A 21,203-nucleotide genomic window follows, 5' to 3' on the forward strand; every position below is an offset into this window, starting at 1 on the left:
AGAATGGAAAAGAAAAGTTATCCCAGCCTGATGTCTGGGAAGAAGATAATATATGTACATGGTTTTCTCTCAGCAGGTTCCACACATACAGCGGTGTTGCTAAGAGAGTATATGCCTAATGCTACGGTGATAGCTCCAGACCTTCCTGTGCACCCTTTAGAAGCAATGGAACTTCTTAAAGAGCTGGTAAAAAAGGAGCAGCCCGATATTATCATAGGCACTTCTATGGGGGGAATGTATGCAGAGATGTTATATGGCTATGACCGTATCTTAGTGAATCCTGCCTTTCAGATGGGAGATACTATGAGTAAAAACAATATGATAGGGAAGCAGACCTTTGCTAACAAAAGGCAAGATGGTGTGCAAGAAATTATTGTTACAAAGAGTCTTGTAAAAGAGTATCGTGATATGACGCAGCAATGTTTTGGGCATGTTGATGAAAAAGAGCAATCGCGCGTATATGGGCTTTTTGGCGATAAGGACCCTATGGTGCATACTTTTGAGCTTTTTGAAAATTACTATCCGCAGGCTATACACTTTCATGGAGAACATCAGCTACTTGAAAAGGTGGTATATCATTACCTAATACCTATAATAAGGCAGATAGATGACAGGCAAGAGGGCAGAGAGCGTAAAACAATATTTATAGATTATACTACTCTTAGTGACGATTACGGGAAGCCAAAATCGAGCCTTCACAAGGCATATGAATATCTACAAGAATATTATAATATCTTTTTCACTGTACCTGCTCCTACTAATAACATATCGTTTATAGATAAACAGCGAGCATGGATAGAAGATGTTTTTAGTGCTCCTGCATGGAATAGGGTGGTGTTTACTAATCATATCCCACTGCTATATGGTGATTATCTTATTACAACAAGTAAAACGGACAATTTTCTTGGTACAACGATAGCTTTTGGCAGTGATGATTTTAAGACATGGGAAGATATTATCTTGTTTTTTGAAAGAATGGGAGGACAGTAAAAAAAGTGTTTTGTATGAATGCGTGTTAGGTGATAGGTGTTTATGAATAATGCAGGCGAACTATATAAAAAAGTATCGGATATATTACAAGCTACTGCACAGCAGCAGAATAAGCTCTTACATGAAACTCTTGTATTAGCATGCCACGAAGGGCTTAAAGATACACACCACAGCTTTGGCAACCTGTCTTCACAAGTAGAATCTTTATGCCGTTATTATAATATTCCGCCTAAAGAGACACTTGCCATACAGCGTATGCGCCGCCATAGCAACACTATAGCTCCGATATTGCCTAACGACTTGCTATACGATTGCAGGTCTTTGGCACTATTTATATCCTATATCTTTAAGCAAGACATTCCCCATTTTCTTACAGGCAGGTTGCCCGATGCTTCACAGCAATACTCTTCTTTACCCATAGCTAACTATAAGTATATACGTTGCAGCGTGCGGTCATGGAACGAAAAGCTCATATATGTTACAGTACATAATCAAGAGTCTGAAGACGAACTATTGTCCGTAGATTATAAGGATACGCCACAATATGTAGACTTTTCTTATCTTGCTATATTATTACGTAAAGGAATGCAGCTTAACTTAATAGATTGTGATGTGAAAGGGAAGAAAGTCTTTCCGCGTAATATAGTAATAGAACCCGATTACCTATTAGACATCTCTACCATAGCCAATTGCTTTGAAGACTATGGTCATCACCCATTGCTATACACCTTACAACGTTTCTCCAGCAGGCCTTGTAACAAATATACCATATTGGGTAATTTTGCAGGGGCAGCCTTAGATGATATTATTAACAAAACATCGTTTAGTTTATCACAAACCATATACGCTAACTTTCGTGATAAAGCATTAGATTTTGCTACCGCGACCGATTTTGACAGTGCTGAATTTAAGCAAAACGCGGCACAGCAGGTAGCTAATATGCAGCAAATAGTAAAAGAGCTTTTTAATAGTATAGACAAAGCAAAGGCCATCTTAGAGCCTTCTTTTATATGTGAGGAGCTTGGCATACAGGGGCGTGTAGACCTTATGACCACTGATATGCAGCTACTTGTAGAACAGAAGTCGGGTAAGAACATATATATAGAGCGTAAAGGAATGTGTAACAGATACGGGTCCATTCATATAGAGAAGCACTACGTACAAGTATTACTATATTTTGGCATACTTAGTCATAACTTCAGTTTGAGTCCTCGCAAGACAAAGATACACTTGTTATATTCTAAATATCCTCTTCCTGATGGACTTATAGAAATAGAGTCTTTGCAAAAGCTTATCTTTGAAGCTATAAAATATCGTAACCAAGTGGTAGCTACAGAGTTTTGGATAGCACAGAATGGTTTTGAAAAAGTGTTACCTCATCTCACGCCCGAAACGCTCAATGTAGAAAAACTATCAAGCAGATTTTTTTACGAATATAAGCTCCCCATGTTGACAAACACCCTTGATCCTCTTCATGCTCTTACTCCTTTAGAAAAGGCTTACTTTACACGTATGGTAACGTTTGTCATTAGGGAGCAGATAATAAGTAAGGTAGGGATAGAGGAAGGTGTGGGTAATAGTGGTGCCGACCTGTGGAATATGCCGCTTTCTATAAAGAAGGATACAGGGAATATATTTACAGAGTTATCTATAAAAAGTAAGAAGCAGAGCGGCATCTTTAATGGCTATGATATTATAACGCTTAACATACCCACGCAGGCAGACGACTTTTTGCCCAACTTTCGCCGTGGCGATATGGTTTACCTCTATGCTTATCCACGTTGGAAAGAGCCCGATGTAAGGAAAAGCATTCTTTTTAAGGGTGTGATAACAGAGATACGCTTAGATGAGGTAACAGTAAAACTTAACGATGGGCAGCAAAACAAAGATATTATAAAAGGCGATTTCTTTGCCATAGAACATGCCTCAAGTGATGTGATGTCAAATACAGCTTTACGCTCGCTATATACTTTTATTACATCAAGCAAACAAAGAAGGGATCTTCTCTTAGGTCAGTGCGCTCCGAGGGTAGATCTTACAAAAAAACTTTCACGCTCCTATCATTCCACCTATAACAATATTATATTAAAGGCTAAACAAGCCATGGATTATTTTCTCCTTGTAGGACCTCCCGGAACAGGCAAAACATCTATGGCTTTACAGTTTTTAGTGCGTGAAGCCTTGGCAGAGAAAGCTGATAGCAATCTGCTTTTGTTGTCATATACTAACAGGGCAGTAGACGAGATATGTAGTATGCTTTCTGAAAATGGTATCGACTATATACGTATAGGTAATAAGTTTAGTTGTAATCCGCTGTTTATAGACCATTTGCTAACGGAGAAGATAGCTGAAAAGACACAGCTTAAAGATATAAAAGATATTATTTTTAGCAGTCGTGTCATAGTATGTACTACTTCTACGTTAGCCTCTCATACTAATATTTTCCATCTTAAGACGTTCGATTTAGCAATTATAGATGAGGCAAGCCAGATACTTGAGCCAAACATTGTGGGGATACTTTCAGAAAAGTCAAAAAGCATAAAAGATAAAGGTGAGAAAATAAAACTTGCTATTACAAAATTTATACTCATAGGCGACTATAAACAGCTACCTGCCATAGTGCAACAGCCCGAGCAAGATGCCAAGGTGGAAGACGCTTCATTGAAAGACATTGGGCTTCATAGCTGCGCCATCTCTTTATTTGAACGCTTAATATCCATAGAACGGAAAGCCGGGCGTGAACAATTTATAGACACACTTCGCAAGCAAGGACGTATGCACCCAGATATAGCAGCTTTCCCCAACAAAATGTTTTATATTCATGAAAAGATAGAATGTGTACCACTAAAGCATCAAAAAGAGGTTAATCTGCCTTACAAAAAGCAAAGTAGGGATAATATAGACGATTTTATAAAAGTTCACCGCATGATATTTATTTCCTCAAAATCATGTAGAGATCTTAACATATCAGATAAAACTAACGTAGAGGAAGCACGTATCGTAGCAGATTTGCTTAAACGGATTTATTATCAAGCGTCCGACTACTTTGATGCAGAAAAAACAATTGGCGTCATAGTGCCTTATCGTAACCAGATAGCTATGATACGTAAAGAGATAGAAAAGCTGAATATCCCAAGTATAGAAAAAATAAGTATTGACACTGTGGAGCGGTATCAAGGAAGTCAGCGTGATGTTATAATATATTCTTTTACTATACAGCAGCGTTACCAATTAGATTTTCTTACAGCAAACACGTTTGTAGAAGATAATGATACTGTTATTGACCGCAAACTGAATGTAGCTATAACTCGTGCTCGCAAGCAAATGATTATGATAGGAAACGAAGCTACGTTAAGAGAAAATGCTATCTTTTCAGCCCTCATAGAGCATGTGAAGCAGGCGGGGGGATATATGCAAGATTATAAAGAAAGTAAGAGTATGTCGGAATAAAACATACTCTTAACAAAAAAGCATAATAATATATTTATCTGCTACCTTTTACCTTATTGTGTGTTTTTTATAATAGCTTAGGTAGCTCGAAGAGCTTGGTAGTGTTGCTACCTTTTATAAGTATATAATGCTCTGTTGGCTTTTTAAGAGCAATGGCAGCTTTAACCTCTTCTACGTTAGCAAATTTACGAAAATGGCAGTTTGTTTTAGCGAAGTTTTCCCCTACTAACCAAACGTTTTCTATTTTAGATGCATCTATCTGGTCTACAATGCGCTGGTGTTCTTCTGCTGTAGCATCACCCAGCTCGTGCATATCTCCGAGTATAGCCATTTTGTTTTTTACCTCCATCAATCGGAAGTTTTCTATAGCAGCTTTCATGCTTGAAGGGTTAGCGTTATAGGCATCTACGATAAGATTGTTATCCTTTGTCTTTATGAGCTGTGAGCGATTGTTGGTAGGTGTGTAGCTCTCTAAGGCATGACATATCTTATGTGGTTCTACTCCAAAATGTAAACCTATGGTTACAGCAGCAAGCATGTTATCTAAATTATACGCTCCAATAAGGTTTGTTTGCACTTCATAAATGGCAGAAAACACTTGTTCTGTTCCTAAGGACAGTGCTGCTTGCCATGAAAATTTTAAGAAAGGACAGCACGATATTACCTCGCCTTTTACATCGGCAGTATCATCTTGACCATAGGTTATTATTCTGTCAAAATTACGTTCTGTTGCCATTTCTACCAAATCGGGATTACTCTCATTGAGAAAGAGTAAGGCGTTGTGCGCCTTTAAGTAATCGTATAGCTCGCCCTTAGTCTTTTTTACACCTTCAAAACTACCAAAACCTTCCAAATGAGCACGTCCCACATTAGTGATAAGTCCACAAGTAGGCTCTACGTATGTAACTAATTTTTTTATGTCTGTGGGGTGAGAAGCTCCCATTTCTATAACGGCAATCTCGTCTTTGGTAGTCATCTCGAGTAGTGTACGAGGCACCCCAACGTCGTTATTATAATTGCCCAAGGTATGATGTACTTTGTATTTTTCTGCTAATACTGCCGAAATAAGCTCTTTAGAGGTAGTCTTGCCGTTAGTACCCGTTATGCCTATAACAGGAATGTTCATGCTGCGACGGTGCTCACGAGCCAGCTCTTTATAAGCAATGAGCGCATCGCTAACAAGGATAATCCTCTCATTATCAGGCTCGGCGTATTTAGATTCGTCAACGATAGCATAACTGCAGCCATTCTCCAAAGCAGTTTTTGCAAAAGCATTACCATTAAACGAGGCACCTTTTAAGGCTATAAAAATACTTCCTTTAGGGCAGTTGCGGCTGTCTGTGGTTACTACTGGGTGCTGTTTATAAATCTCATATAGCTGTTTTGCATTCATAACTTTCAGTGTTTTATTAATGCAAAGGTAAAATTAATAATTGAGAAAAGTTATATATAACTACTCAACTTTGATGTTTTAAATATCCTATCCTTATTTTATAAATCTGTTTGGCTCCTTTTTTTTGTTAGCCTATGGTTTATAATACACCAAAAGACTAAAGCATAATGTTAAGGGTAACGGTTTTTATAAGTAAGGGTAAAAAATGCAGTGATATAGGCTTGATGTAAGTTAAGGGGATTGATGTATGGCAATAAAACATGGCTTTTGGAGATATTTTTATGCTTTTTCTTGGTTGTGTGCGATAACAGCAGTACCTTTGCAGTACAAAAATTAAGGATAACAAATATTAATAAAGAGGCAAAGGGTCTCTTAAAAGAAAGGAAAAGATTATGATGACAATTATTTTAACATCTGTTGCAATAGTAGCAGCAGTAATCGTAAAAGCAGTAAACGTTAATAATAAGATGACTGCTTAAGGTTTGTAAAAACCTTTATTTAGAAAGTTTGTATTACACGATATTCCGCGTTTTTCATTATGAAAGATGCGGTTTTTTTATTAGTCAAAAAGCTCTTTTAGTATGGTGAGGCTGTTTAGTTTTGGCATACTTGGAATGTGTAGGGTGTAATATTTTAATATTGTTTCAGTTATTTCATTACGTTCGTTGCGTGAGAAACGGAATAAGCGCATGTTATTATAGTTCATTCGGAATAGTTTTAAGAGAGTTTTAGCGTCATTAGGCTTTAAGTAGTCTATATGTATGGGTGCGTATTGGCAAAATTCGGCATTTCTAAGATCGAAGAAATCGTATGACTTAGGTTTAGAAAGGTTTGGGAAAAATCCTATAAATTTGCTTAAATGTAGCATAAAGGTTATATGAAAGTTAGCAAAATTGCTTACTGAAGCGTCAAGCCACTCAATGCTTTTTTTTACAAACTGGAATAAAGTCTTGTTATATTGTTCGCTGCGAGTAGCATAAAGTAAAAATTCTGATATAAAAAGCAGTATAGACGTTTTTATGGGGTTAAAAGGAATTGTAGTGAAAGGAATGTCTATTCTTATGTCTTTTATGTGTTGCATATTAGCATTAGGGCGAAAATCGAACTCTATGTCTAATAATGTCATAGGCTGGAAATATTGTTTTTTCATTTTTCCTTTCATCGTTTTAGATAATTTTACGATAAAGGTTAAACGCCCTTCTTCCTCTGTTAACAGATCGATTATTAACGAGGAATCTCCGTATTTTATGGTATGTAGCACAATGGCTTTCGACTTTCTAAGCATATTTTTATGAACAAAATTACAAAAAACATACGATTTAGATTAAAAATATAGTATAAATATTTGGAGGAATGAAATAATTGCTATACCTTTGCACCCGCAAAACAGCACAATGGTCTCTTCGTCTATCGGCTAGGACACAAGATTTTCATTCTTGCAAGAGGGGTTCGATTCCCCTAGAGACTACTAATAATAAAAGTATTTACAAAGATGGCAAATCATAAATCATCATTGAAGAGAATACGCCAAGATAAAGTTAAGGCGCTACATAACAAATATTATGCAAAGACTATGCGTAACGCAGTACGCAAGTTTCGTAATTTAACTGACAAGGAAGAGGCTACAAAGCTTTATCCTACTATTCAGAAGATGTTAGATAAGCTTGCTAAGGTTAATATTATCCATAAGAATAAGGCAGCTAATTTAAAATCGAGCCTTACTAAGCATGTTGCTTCTTTAGGTTAATTACTTATTAGTCATAGCTAAGAAAATATATTAGGGTTGTAATCTATTATGATTACGACCCTAATTCTTTTATTTATTTTTAGAAAGGAAAAAGTTCTTTTACTAAGAAAAAAATAGTATCTTTGCATATTAGAATAAAAGAACAATCTAACAAAAGATGACAGAAAATCAAGAACACGAGAATAATTATTCCGCCAGTAATATCCAGGTATTAGAGGGCTTAGAGGCTGTTCGTAAGCGTCCTGCTATGTACATTGGCGACATTAGTGAGAAAGGTCTTCATCACTTAATAAACGAGACGGTAGACAACTCTATAGATGAGGCTATGGCGGGTTATTGTACCGACATAGAGGTAACTATAAATGCTGACAATTCTATTACTGTGGAGGATAACGGTCGTGGTATCCCTGTTGATGAGCATAAGAAGCTACATAAGAGTGCATTAGAGGTTGTAATGACAGTGTTGCATGCAGGAGGTAAGTTTGACAAAGGTTCGTATAAGGTTAGTGGTGGTTTGCATGGTGTAGGTGTTAGCTGTGTAAACGCTTTATCTAAGCATATGTTATCTCAGGTGTTTCGCGATGGGAAGATATATCAGCAAGAATATGAAAAAGGAAAGCCTCTTTATCCTGTAAAGATAGTAGGCGATACTGATAAGACGGGTACTCGCCAGCAGTTTTGGCCTGACGGTACTATTTTTACCACAACAGTATTTCAGTGGGACGTTGTAGCGCGCCGTATGCGTGAGCTTGCGTATCTTAATGCTGGTATAAAAATTACTTTAACAGATCTTCGTCCTAACGCTGAAACAGGTAAAACCCGTACAGAGGTGTTTCATGCTAAAGATGGTTTGAAAGAATATGTACGTTATGTAGATCGTCATCGTCAGCATTTATTTGACGATGTTATTTATCTCAAGAGTGAGAAGCAAGGTGTGCCCATAGAGGTTGCTATAATGTATAATACCGATTATACAGAGAATATACATTCTTATGTAAATAATATTAACACTATAGAGGGTGGTACTCATTTGCAAGGGTTTCGTACAGCTTTAACGCGTTCTTTAAAGGCGTATGCTGATAATGATGCGCAAATATCAAAGCAAATAGAAAAAGCTAAGATAGAAATTACCGGTGAAGATTTTCGCGAAGGTTTGACGGCTGTTATATCTGTAAAGGTAGCCGAGCCACAGTTTGAAGGTCAGACAAAGACTAAGCTAGGTAATAGTGAGGTTTCTGGTGCTGTTCAGCAGGCAGTAGGCGAGGCTTTAAGTGCTTATTTAGAAGAGCATCCTAATGAGGCAAAGATGATTTGCAATAAGGTGGTTATTGCAGCTACAGCCCGAATAGCAGCCCGTAAAGCTCGTGAGAGCGTACAGCGTAAGAACGTTATGACTGGTGGAGGCTTACCCGGCAAGCTGGCAGATTGTTCTAATAAAGATCCTAAAGTATGTGAGATATTTTTAGTAGAGGGCGATTCTGCAGGTGGGTCTGCTAAGCAAGGGCGCGATCGTTATACACAAGCTATCTTGCCTCTTCGTGGTAAGATATTAAATGTAGAAAAGGTGCAGCGTCATAGAGTGTTTGAGGCAGAATCGGTAATGAATATCATTCAGTCGATAGGAGTACGTTTTGGGGTGGAGGAAGATTCTGATTTTGAAGCAAATATAGAAAAGCTACGTTATGATAAGATTATTATAATGACCGATGCTGATGTAGATGGTTCACACATAGATACTCTTATAATGACTCTTTTTTATCGTTATATGCCTAAGGTTATAGAGCAAGGTCATTTGTTTATAGCTACTCCACCATTATATAAATGTACTTATAAAAAGGTAAGTGAGTATTGTTACACAGAGCAGCAGCGTCAGGCTTTTATTGATAGATATGGTGCTGGTGAAGAAGGTAAAAATATTCATACTCAGAGATATAAAGGTTTAGGAGAGATGAATCCCGAACAGCTTTGGGAAACAACTATGGATCCTAGCAAACGGCTTCTAAAACAAGTTACTATAGAGAATGCTGCAGATGCAGATGAAGTTTTCTCAATGTTGATGGGAGATGATGTAGAGCCGAGACGTGAGTTTATAGAGCAAAATGCTAATTATGCAAATATTGATGCTTAAGTTTTATGTAAAGAAATAAATTTTAGAATCCCTTTCCATCATAATGGTTAGGGATTTTAATGTTTTAAAAACTATAGTATATATATTTTTTTAAATGGAGAAGAAAAAGATAGATAATTTAAAAGAGATAACTGTAGAGCATGCTAAAAGCAGATATGCAAAGGGAGGATATATCGAAGATGAGTTTATCCTGTTTGAAGAAATTGCAGAAGTCCCTATTCCTATTGGTTATTTACGGTTTCAAAGCGTGTTTTTTGCTATTTGTACAGCAGGCGAAGCTAAATATAAGCTTAACACAAAAGACTTACATGTAGAAGCTGGAGATGCTGTTATTGTTACCAGTGGGCAAGTAGTGAGTGATGTTTGCTTATCAAGCAATTTTAAGGGCTTTGGCTTTATGTTGTCTTTAGATTTCTTTCATTATATCCTTAGTGGTATAACTAACTTGTCTTCTCTATTTATGTTCTCGCGCAGTAACCCTGTTTTTAGAATTTCTAAAGACCAGATAGATGATATTTTAGAGCATTGTAAACGTGCCAAGAAGCGTCTGATAGATCGTACTCATCCTTTTAGAAGAGAATTAATTGCTTGTTTGATACGTGCTATGATTTATGATTTTGGAAGCATTATCTATAAAGCACAGCATTCTAAGAATGTAAAACAAAATCGGGCAGAGGTTATATTTAATAAATTTATGGATTCTGTTCAAGAGAATTTTAAGACAGAACGACGTGTGGCGTGGTATGCAAGAGAGCTAAATATTACAGCAAAGTATCTTTCAGAAGTAGTAAAACTCATTAGTAAACGCACGCCAAGAGAGTGGATAGATTATTATGTTGTACTCGAAATACGAGTTCTTCTCCGCTCAAGCGATCTTAGTGTAAAAGAAATCTCTAATGAGCTTCATTTTGCTAATCAAAGTTTTATGGGTAAATATTTCCGCGAACATGTTGGTATTAGTCCTTTAAAGTTTAGAAGGAGCTAAACTTTAAAAGCTGATATTTATTATTCTTATTTAATAGCATAAAAGGCTGTTTGTAATGTAAGTTTTTACTTAAATATTTGTTTATTTTATTTTTTATACCTAACTTTGCACCACTTTAATAGGAATATTAAGCCCAGATGGCGGAATAGGTAGACGCGCTGGTCTCAAACACCAGTGGAGCAATCCATCCCGGTTCGAGCCCGGGTCTGGGTACTATAAATCCCTTGTAAGTCTTTGATTTACAAGGGATTTTTCTTTTTCGATGCGTACTAAAAGTGTACTATATAACAATGCAATGAGAAAGGTGTACTTTTATAGTTTCTCGTCACTCAGATTTATATTTAATTAACGACAACTCTTCCCTTTTATTCTGTTTGTTTCCCTTTCTTGGCTTTTTCTCCAACGAATGCCCTATCTTTGTAAACAGTACCCACCATAGAAAATTACAAAATGGAAAATGACAATCTAAAGATACAGCTTGACAGTATTCAACGAATATTAAACTACTGCATTACTCAGACCTACAATGTGCTCATTGGAAATATTCTGAGGAAGAAAGGTTGCATCAACAATATACAGTTCAAAGAGATTTTGCAAAAAGAATATATCCGAATAACCGATGAACTATCTTCCATTTATCTGAATCATCCTGCTCTTGCATGTGTAGAGGAATATTACAACGATGATGACTTTTTGTGGGAAAGCACTTTCTTTGAATCACTGACCAAAGAACAAAAACAGAAATATACCTCCTTCTCTGTATCTTCATTTGAATATACGAAGTACATTGACCGACACACCTCATATAATGATGTTCTACCGATGTTCTCGTATCTTGTCGATGCGATTCTATATGAACGCTATGCAAAATACCTCATGGCAGAAATAGAAAGATTTGAATTGACAGAGGTACAAACCGATCGGACTCGCTCTTCAGTCTTGATAAACGACGACCCATGTGAGCAGAAAAAGAAACCGGTCATCATTGGTAAAGGAACAAATCCATTTCAATCTGATTTTACAGATGAGCAAATTGAGGTTCTAACCACTTGCATCAACGAAATTCAATTATTCACTACTCGCATATCTCCCAAGATACTCAAAGACTTTTTTGCTTGTAAACTAAAAGGTGTTCTGAAATCAAACAACAACCGCCAACTGGCATATCTCATGCAAAGTCTTAATCTTCGAGGGTTCATTACTGATGAATGGCAATCTGCGATTGCTCGTAATGAACTTGTCTTGGGGAAAACAAAAGATACGCCACTGACACGCACCGACCTTTCCACTGCAACAGATCAAATCAATATGAAGCAACCGAAAGGATGGGAAACCATTGATAACTACATCAAACAACTGAAAAAAGGTTGAGCATAGGTTGATACCTCAAACATTGCTCAACGTCATTTACTTTTATCGTTTCTAATTTTGCCCTCGTTAACAAATAATTAACGAAGGTGCACCTTCATATTGTTTAATTTAAAATGTTTTCAATATGAACAAGACATTAGAAACTCGAGTTGAAGAACTCGAACAAATGGTTTTCATGAATAAGAATGTGTTGAGCTTCGAAGAAGCCAGCAGGTTCTTAAACCTCTCTAAGAGTTATCTCTACAAACTCACATCGGGCAATCTGATTCCTCATTATAAGCCACAAGGTAAGATGCTTTATTTTGAGAAAGCAGAACTCGAAGCATGGCTGCGTCAAAATCCCATCAAGACTTCTGCGCAAATAACCCAAGAAGCACAGAGATATATCATGGGTAGCAAACCTTTAATGCAGAAGTAAGGCTATGGAAAACGAGAATTTCATTCGTGTTGGCACAACCTTGTATAAGATTGTGAACCAACCTCGCATTAATGGTGGTTTTTTCAAAAAGCGTATCGTATGGAACAACGAAACGCTACGGCAAGACTATGGCAAGGACTTCATTGCCACTGTACCGAAGTATGATGGTTTCTGTACTGTTCCTAACCATGTGAATTATCAACCAGTTATTGACAAGTTTCTGAATCTCTACGAACCGATAGGACACCAGCCAAAAGAAGGAGAGTTCCTACACATCGAATCCCTGATAAGGCATATCTTCGGGGAACAATACGAGTTGGGAATGGATTACTTGCAATTGCTCTATCTCCAACCCGTGCAGAAACTCCCCATCCTCCTGATGGTGTCAGAAGAGCGCAACACAGGTAAGAGTACGTTCCTCAATTTCCTCAAAGCTGTTTTTCAGAACAATGTAACTTTTAATACCAACGAGGATTTTCGCAGCCAATTCAATGCGGATTGGGCGGGAAAACTGCTTATTGTTGTGGACGAGGTATTACTCAACCGCAGGGAAGACAGTGAACGATTGAAAAATCTCAGCACAACGCTTTCCTATAAGGTGGAAGCCAAGGGCAAAGACCGAGATGAAATCTCCTTTTTTGCCAAGTTCGTGCTATGTTCCAATAACGAGTTGCTCCCTGTTATTATAGATATGGGAGAAACCCGATATTGGGTAAGGAAGATAAATCGTCTGGAAAGTGACGATACCGACTTTCTGCAAAAGTTGAAAGCCGAAATTCCAGCCTTTCTCTATTTCCTGCAGCACCGCCCCTTATCTACCCAAAAGGAGAGTCGCATGTGGTTTGCGCCCCAACTGACCTTTACGCCAGCTCTGCAGCGCATCATCCGCAGCAATCGCAACAAGTTGGAGCTTGAGTTGGCTGAACTCTGTCTAGACATCATGGAAATGAACAATGTAGAGGAATTGTCCTTCTGCATCAATGACATGATGCCGCTCATGAGTAATACGCAGTGCAAATACGACAAGGGACAGATTAGGAGAATCGTACAGGATATTTGGAAACTGACTCCAGCGCCCAATACGCTGACTTACACTACCTATCAACTCAGCTACAATACTCCGCAGTATTATTCTCCCATCCGAAGGACAGGACGGTTTTATACAATCACCAAGGAGCAGCTCAAGAGTTTATAAACAATTTTATATCCATTATTTTGATGAAATGATGAATAAGCTATATAAAGTATTCAGTACAAGTCATTTGTGTTCTCATCTTTTACTCATCGTTAATATACTACTGATGAAAAAAGAAAAGGAAGGTATTTTTCTTTTTGTCAGCGATTCCATTTTGAAAAGTAGTATGATGAGGGCATGATGAGTTTTCAACTCTCTGATAACCATATAGATAAAAGCAATTTCATCAGTTCATCAAATTTATTATCAATTTAAATTTTACATAATCATGAATACTGAAAAAATAAAACAGATAAAGTTGCAGGACTTTCTTGCAGCAATGGGCTGTAAGCCTGTAAAACAGTATGGTGTCAACCTCATGTACCTCTCTCCACTCAGAACGGAAAGGCACGCATCGTTTAAGGTAAACACCGAACTCAATCTATGGTACGACTTCGGCATTGGCAAAGGTGGCAACATCATCGACCTTGCAGCGTTGCTCTACAACTCTTCGGACGTGTCGTATCTTATTCATCAGATAGAACGCAATGCGCCAAGCTGTGCGTCGGTCTGTCAGCCCATAGTCAAGTCGACTACACCACAGAACTCCTTTGAGCATCTACAAGTGCTTTCTCTCACGCATCCTGCCCTTATCCAATATCTTGAGAAAAGATGCATCAACATAGAAATGGCCAAAACGGTGTGCAAGGAAATGCACTTTGATATTAGAGGTAAACATTACTTTGCTATTGGTTTGCCCAATATCTCTGGTGGGTATGAATTGCGCAATCCATTCTTCAAGGGATGCATGACGCCAAAAGATATCAGTCATTTCTGTATGGGAGAGCAGAAGAATGTATGTTTTCTTTTCGAGGGCTTCATGGACTTCCTATCATTCCTTACGATTCGAAGAAGGGAGAACAACGGACTGATACGCCAGGACTATATGGTGCTCAATTCTGTGGCGAATGTCCGTAAGTCATTAGAGCGTTTGTCGCACTATGACAAAGTACAATGCTTCTTGGATAATGATGATGCAGGACGGAAGGCATACCAAGAGTTGCTCACGGAACTAAAAATACCCGTCATTGACTCTTCAGGTCTATACGCTGACTGCAAGGATCTCAACGAGTTCCTTTGCCGTCAGGACAGTCTCCTGCAGAAGCCTGTTAGGGAACAACGAAGAGGGCTCAAGCCTTGAGACTTTCGTTCCTCTTGCCTACGGAGTTTTTATGGCAATAAAATGCCATAGCTCATTAGGGAATTTTTCGAGCCGCAATACAAGTAATGCTAAAAAATCCCAATGAGCCAAGGGCGTTACACCCCTCTGGACTCCCAGTTTCAAAAATCGGTACTTGCACCATCTTGTCAAGTGGATGATGCAAGTACCTCTACAACGAACTAAAAATTTTCATGATATGGCAAATTTTGTAGTTCTCCATCTGGAGAAAGCAAAGGGGGCAGATACCAAGATGTCTGCCCATATTGAACGCACTTTCATTGCAGGCAACGTGGATGAAAGTCGCATACACCTCGACCGAGAAATGATTGCTTTTCCCAAAGGTGTGAAATCACGGTCGGCAGCTATTGAGCATCGAATAGAGAATGCGCACCTCAAGCGCAAAGTGGGAAAGAACCAAGTGCATGCCATCCGCGTGATGCTTTCAGCAAGTCCCGAAGCAATGGAAAGGATACAGCACGAAGGAAGGCTTGACGATTGGTGTGAGCAGTCGGTGAAGTGGATGCAGGATACCTTTGGGATAGAGAATCTGGTCTCTGCTGTTCTACACATGGACGAACAGACTCCTCATATCCATGCAACGGTAGTTCCTATCGTCACTGCTGCACGCAGAAAGAAGAAATCAGAGGACAGCGTGAAGAAGCACTATCGCAAGAAAGCCGAAGGCTCCCGTCTGTGTGCCGATGATGTAATGACACAGGCAAAACTCAAGAATTATCAATCATCGTATGCCGAGGCGATGCAGTCCTTTGGTTTGGAACGTGGTATTGACGGGTCGGAAGCAAGACATATCTCTACCCGTGAGTATTATACCGAGCAATACCGCAAGGCAGAGAATCTCAAGGAGGATATTGTACTTTTGGCAGAGCAGAAGGAGCAAGCAGCAGAAGACCTTTCAAAGGCGAAGTCTGAACTCAAACAAGCTACGTTGAAGAAAGACATCAGCAATGCAGGTTCCCATGTAGCCCGAGCCATTGGTTCTCTTTTCACAAGCAAAGACCAACAGGTAATAGTAGACCTTAACAAACAGCTCTTCGAAAAAGACGCAGTCATCACTACACTCAAGAATATCATCCGTGAACGTGAAGCTGTGATTGAAACGGAGAGAGGAAATGTGAAATCGGCAGAAAAGGATTTGGAGCAGTTCAAGCGGGATATTGAGAAATGGTATCCTGATACTTGTATGAATGTGGCTTTTGCCAATAGGTGTTCACATACTTATCGAATCAGCGATGAGATCGTCAGACAGTTATTGAATGACAAAAGAGTGGTATGTTCAGGTAAGTTCACGCCAATGGGTGAGAAAGTCCCGTTTGAGCTCGATTCTGCCATATTCTCTTCCCGAAAGGTGAAGCAAGGCTACCGTGAGTTGTTTATCAATGACGTATCCATCAATGATATGATACGGAACAGGCGTAATCAATGGTATCTTGACAGGAAACAGAGAGAAGCTCTTGAACGAGCGCAGAGGACTTCGAGAGGAAGGAGAATGTAAGATATTAGAACGTACAAGCCCAGCCAATCATAAATTTGGTTGGGCTTGTTATATTGTCTATTCTATAATTTCCCAAAATCCGCCATTATCTGGTCCAATACGACGGAGGTACTTATTACGCATATATTCGATATTACGCATGATAGAGGTGGCACTGATTCCTACGGCAGCAGCAAGTTCTATCTTGGTAATATAAGGATTTTCAGCCATTAATTGCAAGATGGTAATACGATTTGACGTTAATTTATCACCATTTTCTAATGCCTTTTCTACTACTTTTTCTATTATTTCTTTTCGCCTATCAGTCACCTTGGTTTGCATATCAGACACCCTGTCAGATACCTTTGACAGACTATCAGTCACCTTTTCAGATACCTTTAAGTGGTTATCAGTAACGTTATCCTCATTCCCTTTCACAGATTTCTCTTGTACTGACTTAACCTTTGGCACTGTAATTTTCAAAATAAAATCATCAAGATGAAAGGATAGATGTGGTGTACCATTAGCTTCCAATTCCCTGCATACACGATCCACACCCTCTCCAAACTCTTTTACATAGTCGTATGCTTTTAAGAATTGAGCAATTTTCGGATTGCGTGAAAAATGGGTATGACGAATATTAGAAGGCTTGACTGTTCCGGGTAATCTACCGGGCGACTCGAATACAAGACGATCGTCAAGCATCTTTATTTGGATTTCCGTACCCTTAATATTGTAGGCGCGGTGGCAGCAAGCGTTGACAACCATTTCTTGAATAACAAACTTTGGATAATCTCTGTTGGTTACAAACTGCCCATGCTGTCCTAGGAAAGTGTGTTCTTCCACTTGGGTTTCAAGATAAGTTATCGTGGCCTTCACCTGATCAAGTATGGTTCCTTCAAAGGTTACGTCCTTAATCACGTTCATTTCTGCACCCACTCTCTCTTCTGTACCTTTATAACGGATAAAGCGAGTACGCCCACGAGGAAAGAACTTTTGAGGATATTTACCAAACAACAGAATACAAGCTACACTAACCTGCTCCTCTCCCTTAACATTGGTAGTTATGAAGCCATTATTCTCATGTAGATATTGATTGGCAGACTTGGTATAACCAATTAATTCTGTATATCTTTCTACAGCAGCTATATCAATGTCATCAACCGTAGCACCATACACAGCCGTATCTTCATAGTAGCGCTCGCCCTTGTCATACATCAGCTGTATGCGCTCCTCAAAAGACAATTTCCTACTTTTGTCACCGACACGCATAAAGGCTTCATCAGCTTGATTGGCATGCAATTCAGAACTTGCAGGAATATGCATCAATAAAATGTGATTATCATTCCCATCTTTATCTGTACATGGTAACAGGTCGCTGGTAATAGACACAGAGGGATTACAAAAGTCTAAAGGAACACGCACCAACTCATTCAACTTTTCCGTATGCTGGTCAACCCCCTCTATCTTCCTTGCCTTATCAGACACACCGATAGTAATATCACCACCGTCAGCATTAGCAAACGCCACGATGGTAATAGCCAATGCTTTCGGATCAATTTGAATGCTTTTGCAATCAAATGTCTGGTCTTCTTTGCGAGATATTATTTCTTGTATGGTCATATTTTTGACATAGAGTAAATCATAATTGGACAAAAGCCTTATCTTCTTCCTTTAGTCCCGCTTCTGTTATTAGTCCAACTCTAAATTTAAGAACTCTTTTTAATCGGGTTTTACCAGCTCCAGATAGTGAAAAATAGTCATTTAGGTAATCAATATTATTTATTTTATTGATGTACTGATCAAAATTACTTATATTCCTATCTTTTTCTAAAATAGCTTTCAACAAATCAAAAAGAGCAGATATACCAATAGTCTTGAATATTACACTATTTGAATCCACTTGACTCCATAATATCTTATTTATCGAAGAGAAATAAGATATTAATACTTCATATATTTTCTCATCCTTATTATTTAAATACCACTCTCTTAAAACCGTTTTGTCCTCTTTCAATATGCGGCGAGTTCTATCTCCCCAAAAAGAGTCCTTCCTGAAAGCTAGTGTGTCTCTGTCAAGTTGTGGATTAGTAGAAATTAATCCTAATATTCCCTCAACCATTGCTGCTGTTGACAATATCCATTTTGATCTATCAACAATCCCCTCAATTCCTGTAAACAGAGGGGCTAATTTAATTTTTTGATAAAGAGGGGAATCTTGACTGAAATTTAATTTTCTAGTTAAGTATACAGCCAATTTCTCTGGAGACCAAGTATTTTCTGGTTCATTATCAACATTAAATCCAAACAGTTCTAATGCAAGACTTTTATCTACCCTCTTTTGGTTACCATTAATTGTCGCAAACAAATATGCTTGATAAGGCATTGGTAAATCAAAGAAAATAGAACATACCAATTCGATATCCTTGAATTCATCGGATGTAAGCTCAAACGATTTTAGGCGATGTTGCCCGTCAATAATCAAGGAAGAAATATTATCTTGATTTGGAATATCCAATTGGTACACGTCATTATTTATACGTTCAATCTTCCATCTTCTATCTTCATCTTCGAGAATCTCCCCAGAGCTATCTATATTTGCTGCTACTATAATTGAAGTGGGGAAACACATTTCCTCTGACCTTATAAAATTAGCAATAGCTTTTAGCCTATCTGATCTTAAAGGACGTTGATTTCCTTTCAAAGTTCCATCTTTATCGTATCTCAATACTGAAGATGTTGAAACTTTTAATAAATCACGAGCTTTTATCTTAGCGATATAAAATTCACCTAAAGGTTGAATTACTTTAATTGCACTTATAATCATTTCCTAATTATTTCAAAAATTATCTCCCCCTAAAGCATCTGAAGCAGAAGTTTTTTCTAGATTTTTATTGTTCCAATTTTGAAACCACCAAAATAAACAGGAAAACACATAAACAACAATAGAAACCCATATTGTTGTTGGCTTTAAAATACATATACACACATATATCGTACACAATAAAGCTATCACCAATGCTATAAGATTTATAAACATTTCTGTTTTTTGGGAACGAGAATTAGAATCATATAGTTGCATAATTCTTTCAGAACCATTATATCCAATAGTTGACATCACAATAGTTATAAAACCTATCGAAATTTCATTTGGGGCAAATTGTTGGCTTATTAAGACAGGAATAGTAATTCCTGTTGTGCCTAAAATGACATAGAAAATCAAAAAGAAAACAAATTTCATTTTTATCACTTTATTTTTTCTTTCCAATACTGTACAACATCAAAAACATCTGTTCTTGAGTATTCTTTTATGTTTGATATTGCTTGACCATTCTGAAGTTTTTCTAAGTTACGTAAAGCGGCAGTTCCATCCTTTGGAGTAAGTCCTAGGAATTTATTGATAGCCTTTGTATTAGCCATATCATTTATTGGCAACAAGAACGAAGTTTCACATTCTTGCGAAAAATCAAAGTTTGCTGTATTATATTCTGCTATTCCTTGTGATAGCAGAAAAACAGATACACCATAAGAACGAATTTTTCGAAGTATTACCTCTAAGATTTCTAATGATTTTCTCTCACGGAAAAGATCATGAGCTTCATCTATCATTAAAACATAACGCATTTCTCTATAATTATCGTTGACATCAGTACTTCCCATATTAGAGAATACATTAAAAATATAATTTATAATCAGGAATACAGAAGTAAATCTAACGGTATTATCAAGTTCACCAGATAATGACAAATAGTAATTGTTATTTAGGAATGCACTAGGATTATTTACCTTAGAAGCAAACAATTCATACTCACTCAAACGTCCCATTATTTCTGTTAGAGTGTCTCGATTTTCCCCTACTTGATCTATTATCAAATCATAGACATCTTTCATAGAAGGGTAATCTCCACTTGTTTGCTGGATAAATGCTTCTTGCACTGCATCTTTTAATGTTTGCTGTTGTTTCTTGCCGATGTTTGAATATTTGGCTATAATGTCAACAAATTTATTTATACCAACAAGTTTATTCCTATCATTTATATTGTCTATGAACGAAAGTGGGTTAAGTGGGAAAGGTTCATCTGGGGCATTGATACAAGTTGTATGAGTTTCTGTAAAGAAATCATGCATCTTATTTTTATCTTCTACTGATATTCCTTTAAAATCGAGGAAAAGGAAATTAACTTGTCCCTGTGTCTTAGATACTAATTGCCTTAAAAATTCCAAGGCAAATTGAGATTTTCCAGAACCAGATTTTCCTGCAACTGCAATATGTTGATTATTGTAGATTTTGGTGTTGTTAAAACAAAATATTACTGGCTCTTTTGTCTTAGGCTTATATCCCACTTTAATATCAATAGCCCCTGTAAAACTCGTCTTGTTGATGTGCTGATTATTGTTTTTAACTGCATCTAACGAAACAGGTGCGTCTTCGATTGCGTCAATACCTTTTCCCAGATATTCAACCAGAAAATCAAAAAAGGTATATTGCGGACGATTCTCAAACAGATAATTAATCTGCTCAAGACCATGATCTATGTGCAATTTCACATATTTGGCAATTAGTTCATCATTCTTATTAATGCCATAAGCTTGGCAAATAAGAGCGATATAAAAATCTCTGTTAGCAGAATCAAATAAAATATGTTCTTTATATTCTTTGCCTTGTGAGTCGTAAGTATTAAATTCATTTTGCTGAAATCTTTTCCCTGAAGCCAAGGAAAATCCTAAAGCAATACGTGCTATAATATTCTCTTTTGCACCACCAGGTAATTTTTGAGTCAAGTTAGAGACTATGCTCTGGTTTGCTGCGGAAGTTTTTATATTTATTTGCAT

Annotated in this window: 16 protein-coding genes and 2 tRNA genes; 12 read left to right on the forward strand and 6 right to left on the reverse strand. The window is 37.6% G+C overall.

Annotation, left to right across the window (positions count from 1 at the left end; genetic code table 11):
• The first annotated feature begins 3 nt into the window (after positions 1–3).
• The gene (locus tag HMPREF9018_RS08175; RefSeq protein WP_039864696.1) at positions 4–990 is read left to right on the forward strand and encodes a YqiA/YcfP family alpha/beta fold hydrolase; all 987 of its coding nucleotides are present in this window, start codon (positions 4–6) and stop codon (positions 988–990) included.
• Positions 991–1,032: 42 nt separating this feature from the next.
• Complete coding sequence (locus HMPREF9018_RS08180) at positions 1,033–4,440, forward strand: AAA domain-containing protein (RefSeq protein WP_008450384.1); 3,408 nt, start codon at positions 1,033–1,035, stop codon at positions 4,438–4,440.
• Between the two features lie 67 nt (positions 4,441–4,507).
• On the opposite strand, the gene HMPREF9018_RS08185 is transcribed toward HMPREF9018_RS08180, so the two are convergent.
• A complete protein-coding gene (locus HMPREF9018_RS08185) occupies positions 4,508–5,833 on the reverse strand; it encodes a UDP-N-acetylmuramoyl-tripeptide--D-alanyl-D-alanine ligase (protein ID WP_008450357.1) in 1,326 nt (441 codons plus the stop codon).
• 559 nt (positions 5,834–6,392) lie between these two features.
• Positions 6,393–7,118 (reverse strand): DNA repair protein RecO, encoded by a 726-nt coding sequence (recO, locus tag HMPREF9018_RS08190; protein ID WP_008450342.1) that lies wholly within the window; start codon positions 7,116–7,118, stop codon positions 6,393–6,395.
• 111 nt (positions 7,119–7,229) lie between these two features.
• Here recO and HMPREF9018_RS08195 point away from each other — a divergent pair.
• The 10 genes from HMPREF9018_RS08195 to mobV all read left to right on the forward strand — a co-directional run bounded on the left by HMPREF9018_RS08195 (position 7,230) and on the right by mobV (position 16,391).
• Positions 7,230–7,301 (forward strand) — tRNA-Glu (locus tag HMPREF9018_RS08195).
• Between the two features lie 24 nt (positions 7,302–7,325).
• Positions 7,326–7,580: a 30S ribosomal protein S20 gene (gene rpsT / locus HMPREF9018_RS08200; RefSeq protein ID WP_008450530.1), complete on the forward strand. Its 255-nt coding sequence runs from the start codon at positions 7,326–7,328 to the stop codon at positions 7,578–7,580.
• Positions 7,581–7,737: 157 nt separating this feature from the next.
• The gene (gene gyrB / locus HMPREF9018_RS08205; RefSeq protein WP_008450348.1) at positions 7,738–9,708 is read left to right on the forward strand and encodes a DNA topoisomerase (ATP-hydrolyzing) subunit B; all 1,971 of its coding nucleotides are present in this window, start codon (positions 7,738–7,740) and stop codon (positions 9,706–9,708) included.
• A 94-nt stretch (positions 9,709–9,802) separates the two neighbouring features.
• Positions 9,803–10,693, forward strand: coding sequence for a helix-turn-helix domain-containing protein (locus tag HMPREF9018_RS08210; RefSeq protein ID WP_008450486.1), 891 nt, complete (start codon positions 9,803–9,805; stop codon positions 10,691–10,693).
• A 131-nt stretch (positions 10,694–10,824) separates the two neighbouring features.
• Positions 10,825–10,906 (forward strand) — tRNA-Leu (locus HMPREF9018_RS08215).
• Positions 10,907–11,143: 237 nt separating this feature from the next.
• The gene (locus HMPREF9018_RS08220; RefSeq protein ID WP_008450297.1) at positions 11,144–12,064 is read left to right on the forward strand and encodes a hypothetical protein; all 921 of its coding nucleotides are present in this window, start codon (positions 11,144–11,146) and stop codon (positions 12,062–12,064) included.
• A 124-nt stretch (positions 12,065–12,188) separates the two neighbouring features.
• Positions 12,189–12,482, forward strand: coding sequence for a helix-turn-helix domain-containing protein (locus HMPREF9018_RS08225; protein ID WP_008450389.1), 294 nt, complete (start codon positions 12,189–12,191; stop codon positions 12,480–12,482).
• Between the two features lie 4 nt (positions 12,483–12,486).
• The gene (locus tag HMPREF9018_RS08230) at positions 12,487–13,677 is read left to right on the forward strand and encodes a primase-helicase family protein (protein ID WP_008450528.1); all 1,191 of its coding nucleotides are present in this window, start codon (positions 12,487–12,489) and stop codon (positions 13,675–13,677) included.
• A 268-nt stretch (positions 13,678–13,945) separates the two neighbouring features.
• Complete coding sequence (locus tag HMPREF9018_RS08235) at positions 13,946–14,857, forward strand: toprim domain-containing protein (RefSeq protein ID WP_008450404.1); 912 nt, start codon at positions 13,946–13,948, stop codon at positions 14,855–14,857.
• Between the two features lie 217 nt (positions 14,858–15,074).
• Positions 15,075–16,391: a MobV family relaxase gene (gene mobV, locus HMPREF9018_RS08240; RefSeq protein ID WP_039864732.1), complete on the forward strand. Its 1,317-nt coding sequence runs from the start codon at positions 15,075–15,077 to the stop codon at positions 16,389–16,391.
• Positions 16,392–16,448: 57 nt separating this feature from the next.
• Here mobV and HMPREF9018_RS08245 read toward each other — a convergent pair whose 3' ends face one another.
• From HMPREF9018_RS08245 to HMPREF9018_RS08260, 4 genes are read right to left on the reverse strand one after another with little or no spacing between them, the layout of a single operon-like run.
• On the reverse strand, positions 16,449–17,993 hold the full coding sequence (locus HMPREF9018_RS08245) for an RNA-binding domain-containing protein (protein WP_008450350.1): 1,545 nt from the start codon (positions 17,991–17,993) through the stop codon (positions 16,449–16,451).
• 19 nt (positions 17,994–18,012) lie between these two features.
• Positions 18,013–19,197, reverse strand: a complete 1,185-nt coding sequence (locus HMPREF9018_RS08250) for a DNA phosphorothioation-associated DGQHR protein 1 (protein WP_008450453.1) — start codon at positions 19,195–19,197, stop codon at positions 18,013–18,015.
• Between the two features lie 12 nt (positions 19,198–19,209).
• Complete coding sequence (locus HMPREF9018_RS08255; protein ID WP_008450307.1) at positions 19,210–19,611, reverse strand: hypothetical protein; 402 nt, start codon at positions 19,609–19,611, stop codon at positions 19,210–19,212.
• A 5-nt stretch (positions 19,612–19,616) separates the two neighbouring features.
• Complete coding sequence (locus tag HMPREF9018_RS08260; RefSeq protein WP_008450280.1) at positions 19,617–21,203, reverse strand: DndE family protein; 1,587 nt, start codon at positions 21,201–21,203, stop codon at positions 19,617–19,619.

It is taken from the genome of Prevotella amnii CRIS 21A-A (assembly GCF_000177355.1).
Lineage (GTDB): Bacteria > Bacteroidota > Bacteroidia > Bacteroidales > Bacteroidaceae > Prevotella > Prevotella amnii.

Bases quoted from the DNA above. Each gene is read 5' to 3' on its own strand.
- rpsT (WP_008450530.1), top strand. From the start codon at position 7,326: ATGGCAAATCATAAATCATCATTGAAGAGAATACGCCAAGATAAAGTT.
- HMPREF9018_RS08175 (WP_039864696.1), top strand. From the start codon at position 4: ATGGAAAAGAAAAGTTATCCCAGCCTGATGTCTGGGAAGAAGATAATA.
- recO (WP_008450342.1), bottom strand. From the start codon at position 7,118: ATGCTTAGAAAGTCGAAAGCCATTGTGCTACATACCATAAAATACGGA.
- HMPREF9018_RS08225 (WP_008450389.1), top strand. From the start codon at position 12,189: ATGAACAAGACATTAGAAACTCGAGTTGAAGAACTCGAACAAATGGTT.
- HMPREF9018_RS08230 (WP_008450528.1), top strand. From the start codon at position 12,487: ATGGAAAACGAGAATTTCATTCGTGTTGGCACAACCTTGTATAAGATT.
- mobV (WP_039864732.1), top strand. From the start codon at position 15,075: ATGGCAAATTTTGTAGTTCTCCATCTGGAGAAAGCAAAGGGGGCAGAT.
- HMPREF9018_RS08185 (WP_008450357.1), bottom strand. From the start codon at position 5,833: ATGAATGCAAAACAGCTATATGAGATTTATAAACAGCACCCAGTAGTA.
- HMPREF9018_RS08255 (WP_008450307.1), bottom strand. From the start codon at position 19,611: ATGAAATTTGTTTTCTTTTTGATTTTCTATGTCATTTTAGGCACAACA.
- HMPREF9018_RS08210 (WP_008450486.1), top strand. From the start codon at position 9,803: ATGGAGAAGAAAAAGATAGATAATTTAAAAGAGATAACTGTAGAGCAT.
- HMPREF9018_RS08180 (WP_008450384.1), top strand. From the start codon at position 1,033: ATGAATAATGCAGGCGAACTATATAAAAAAGTATCGGATATATTACAA.
- HMPREF9018_RS08250 (WP_008450453.1), bottom strand. From the start codon at position 19,197: ATGATTATAAGTGCAATTAAAGTAATTCAACCTTTAGGTGAATTTTAT.
- HMPREF9018_RS08220 (WP_008450297.1), top strand. From the start codon at position 11,144: ATGGAAAATGACAATCTAAAGATACAGCTTGACAGTATTCAACGAATA.
- HMPREF9018_RS08260 (WP_008450280.1), bottom strand. From the start codon at position 21,203: ATGCAAATAAATATAAAAACTTCCGCAGCAAACCAGAGCATAGTCTCT.
- HMPREF9018_RS08235 (WP_008450404.1), top strand. From the start codon at position 13,946: ATGAATACTGAAAAAATAAAACAGATAAAGTTGCAGGACTTTCTTGCA.
- gyrB (WP_008450348.1), top strand. From the start codon at position 7,738: ATGACAGAAAATCAAGAACACGAGAATAATTATTCCGCCAGTAATATC.
- HMPREF9018_RS08245 (WP_008450350.1), bottom strand. From the start codon at position 17,993: ATGACCATACAAGAAATAATATCTCGCAAAGAAGACCAGACATTTGAT.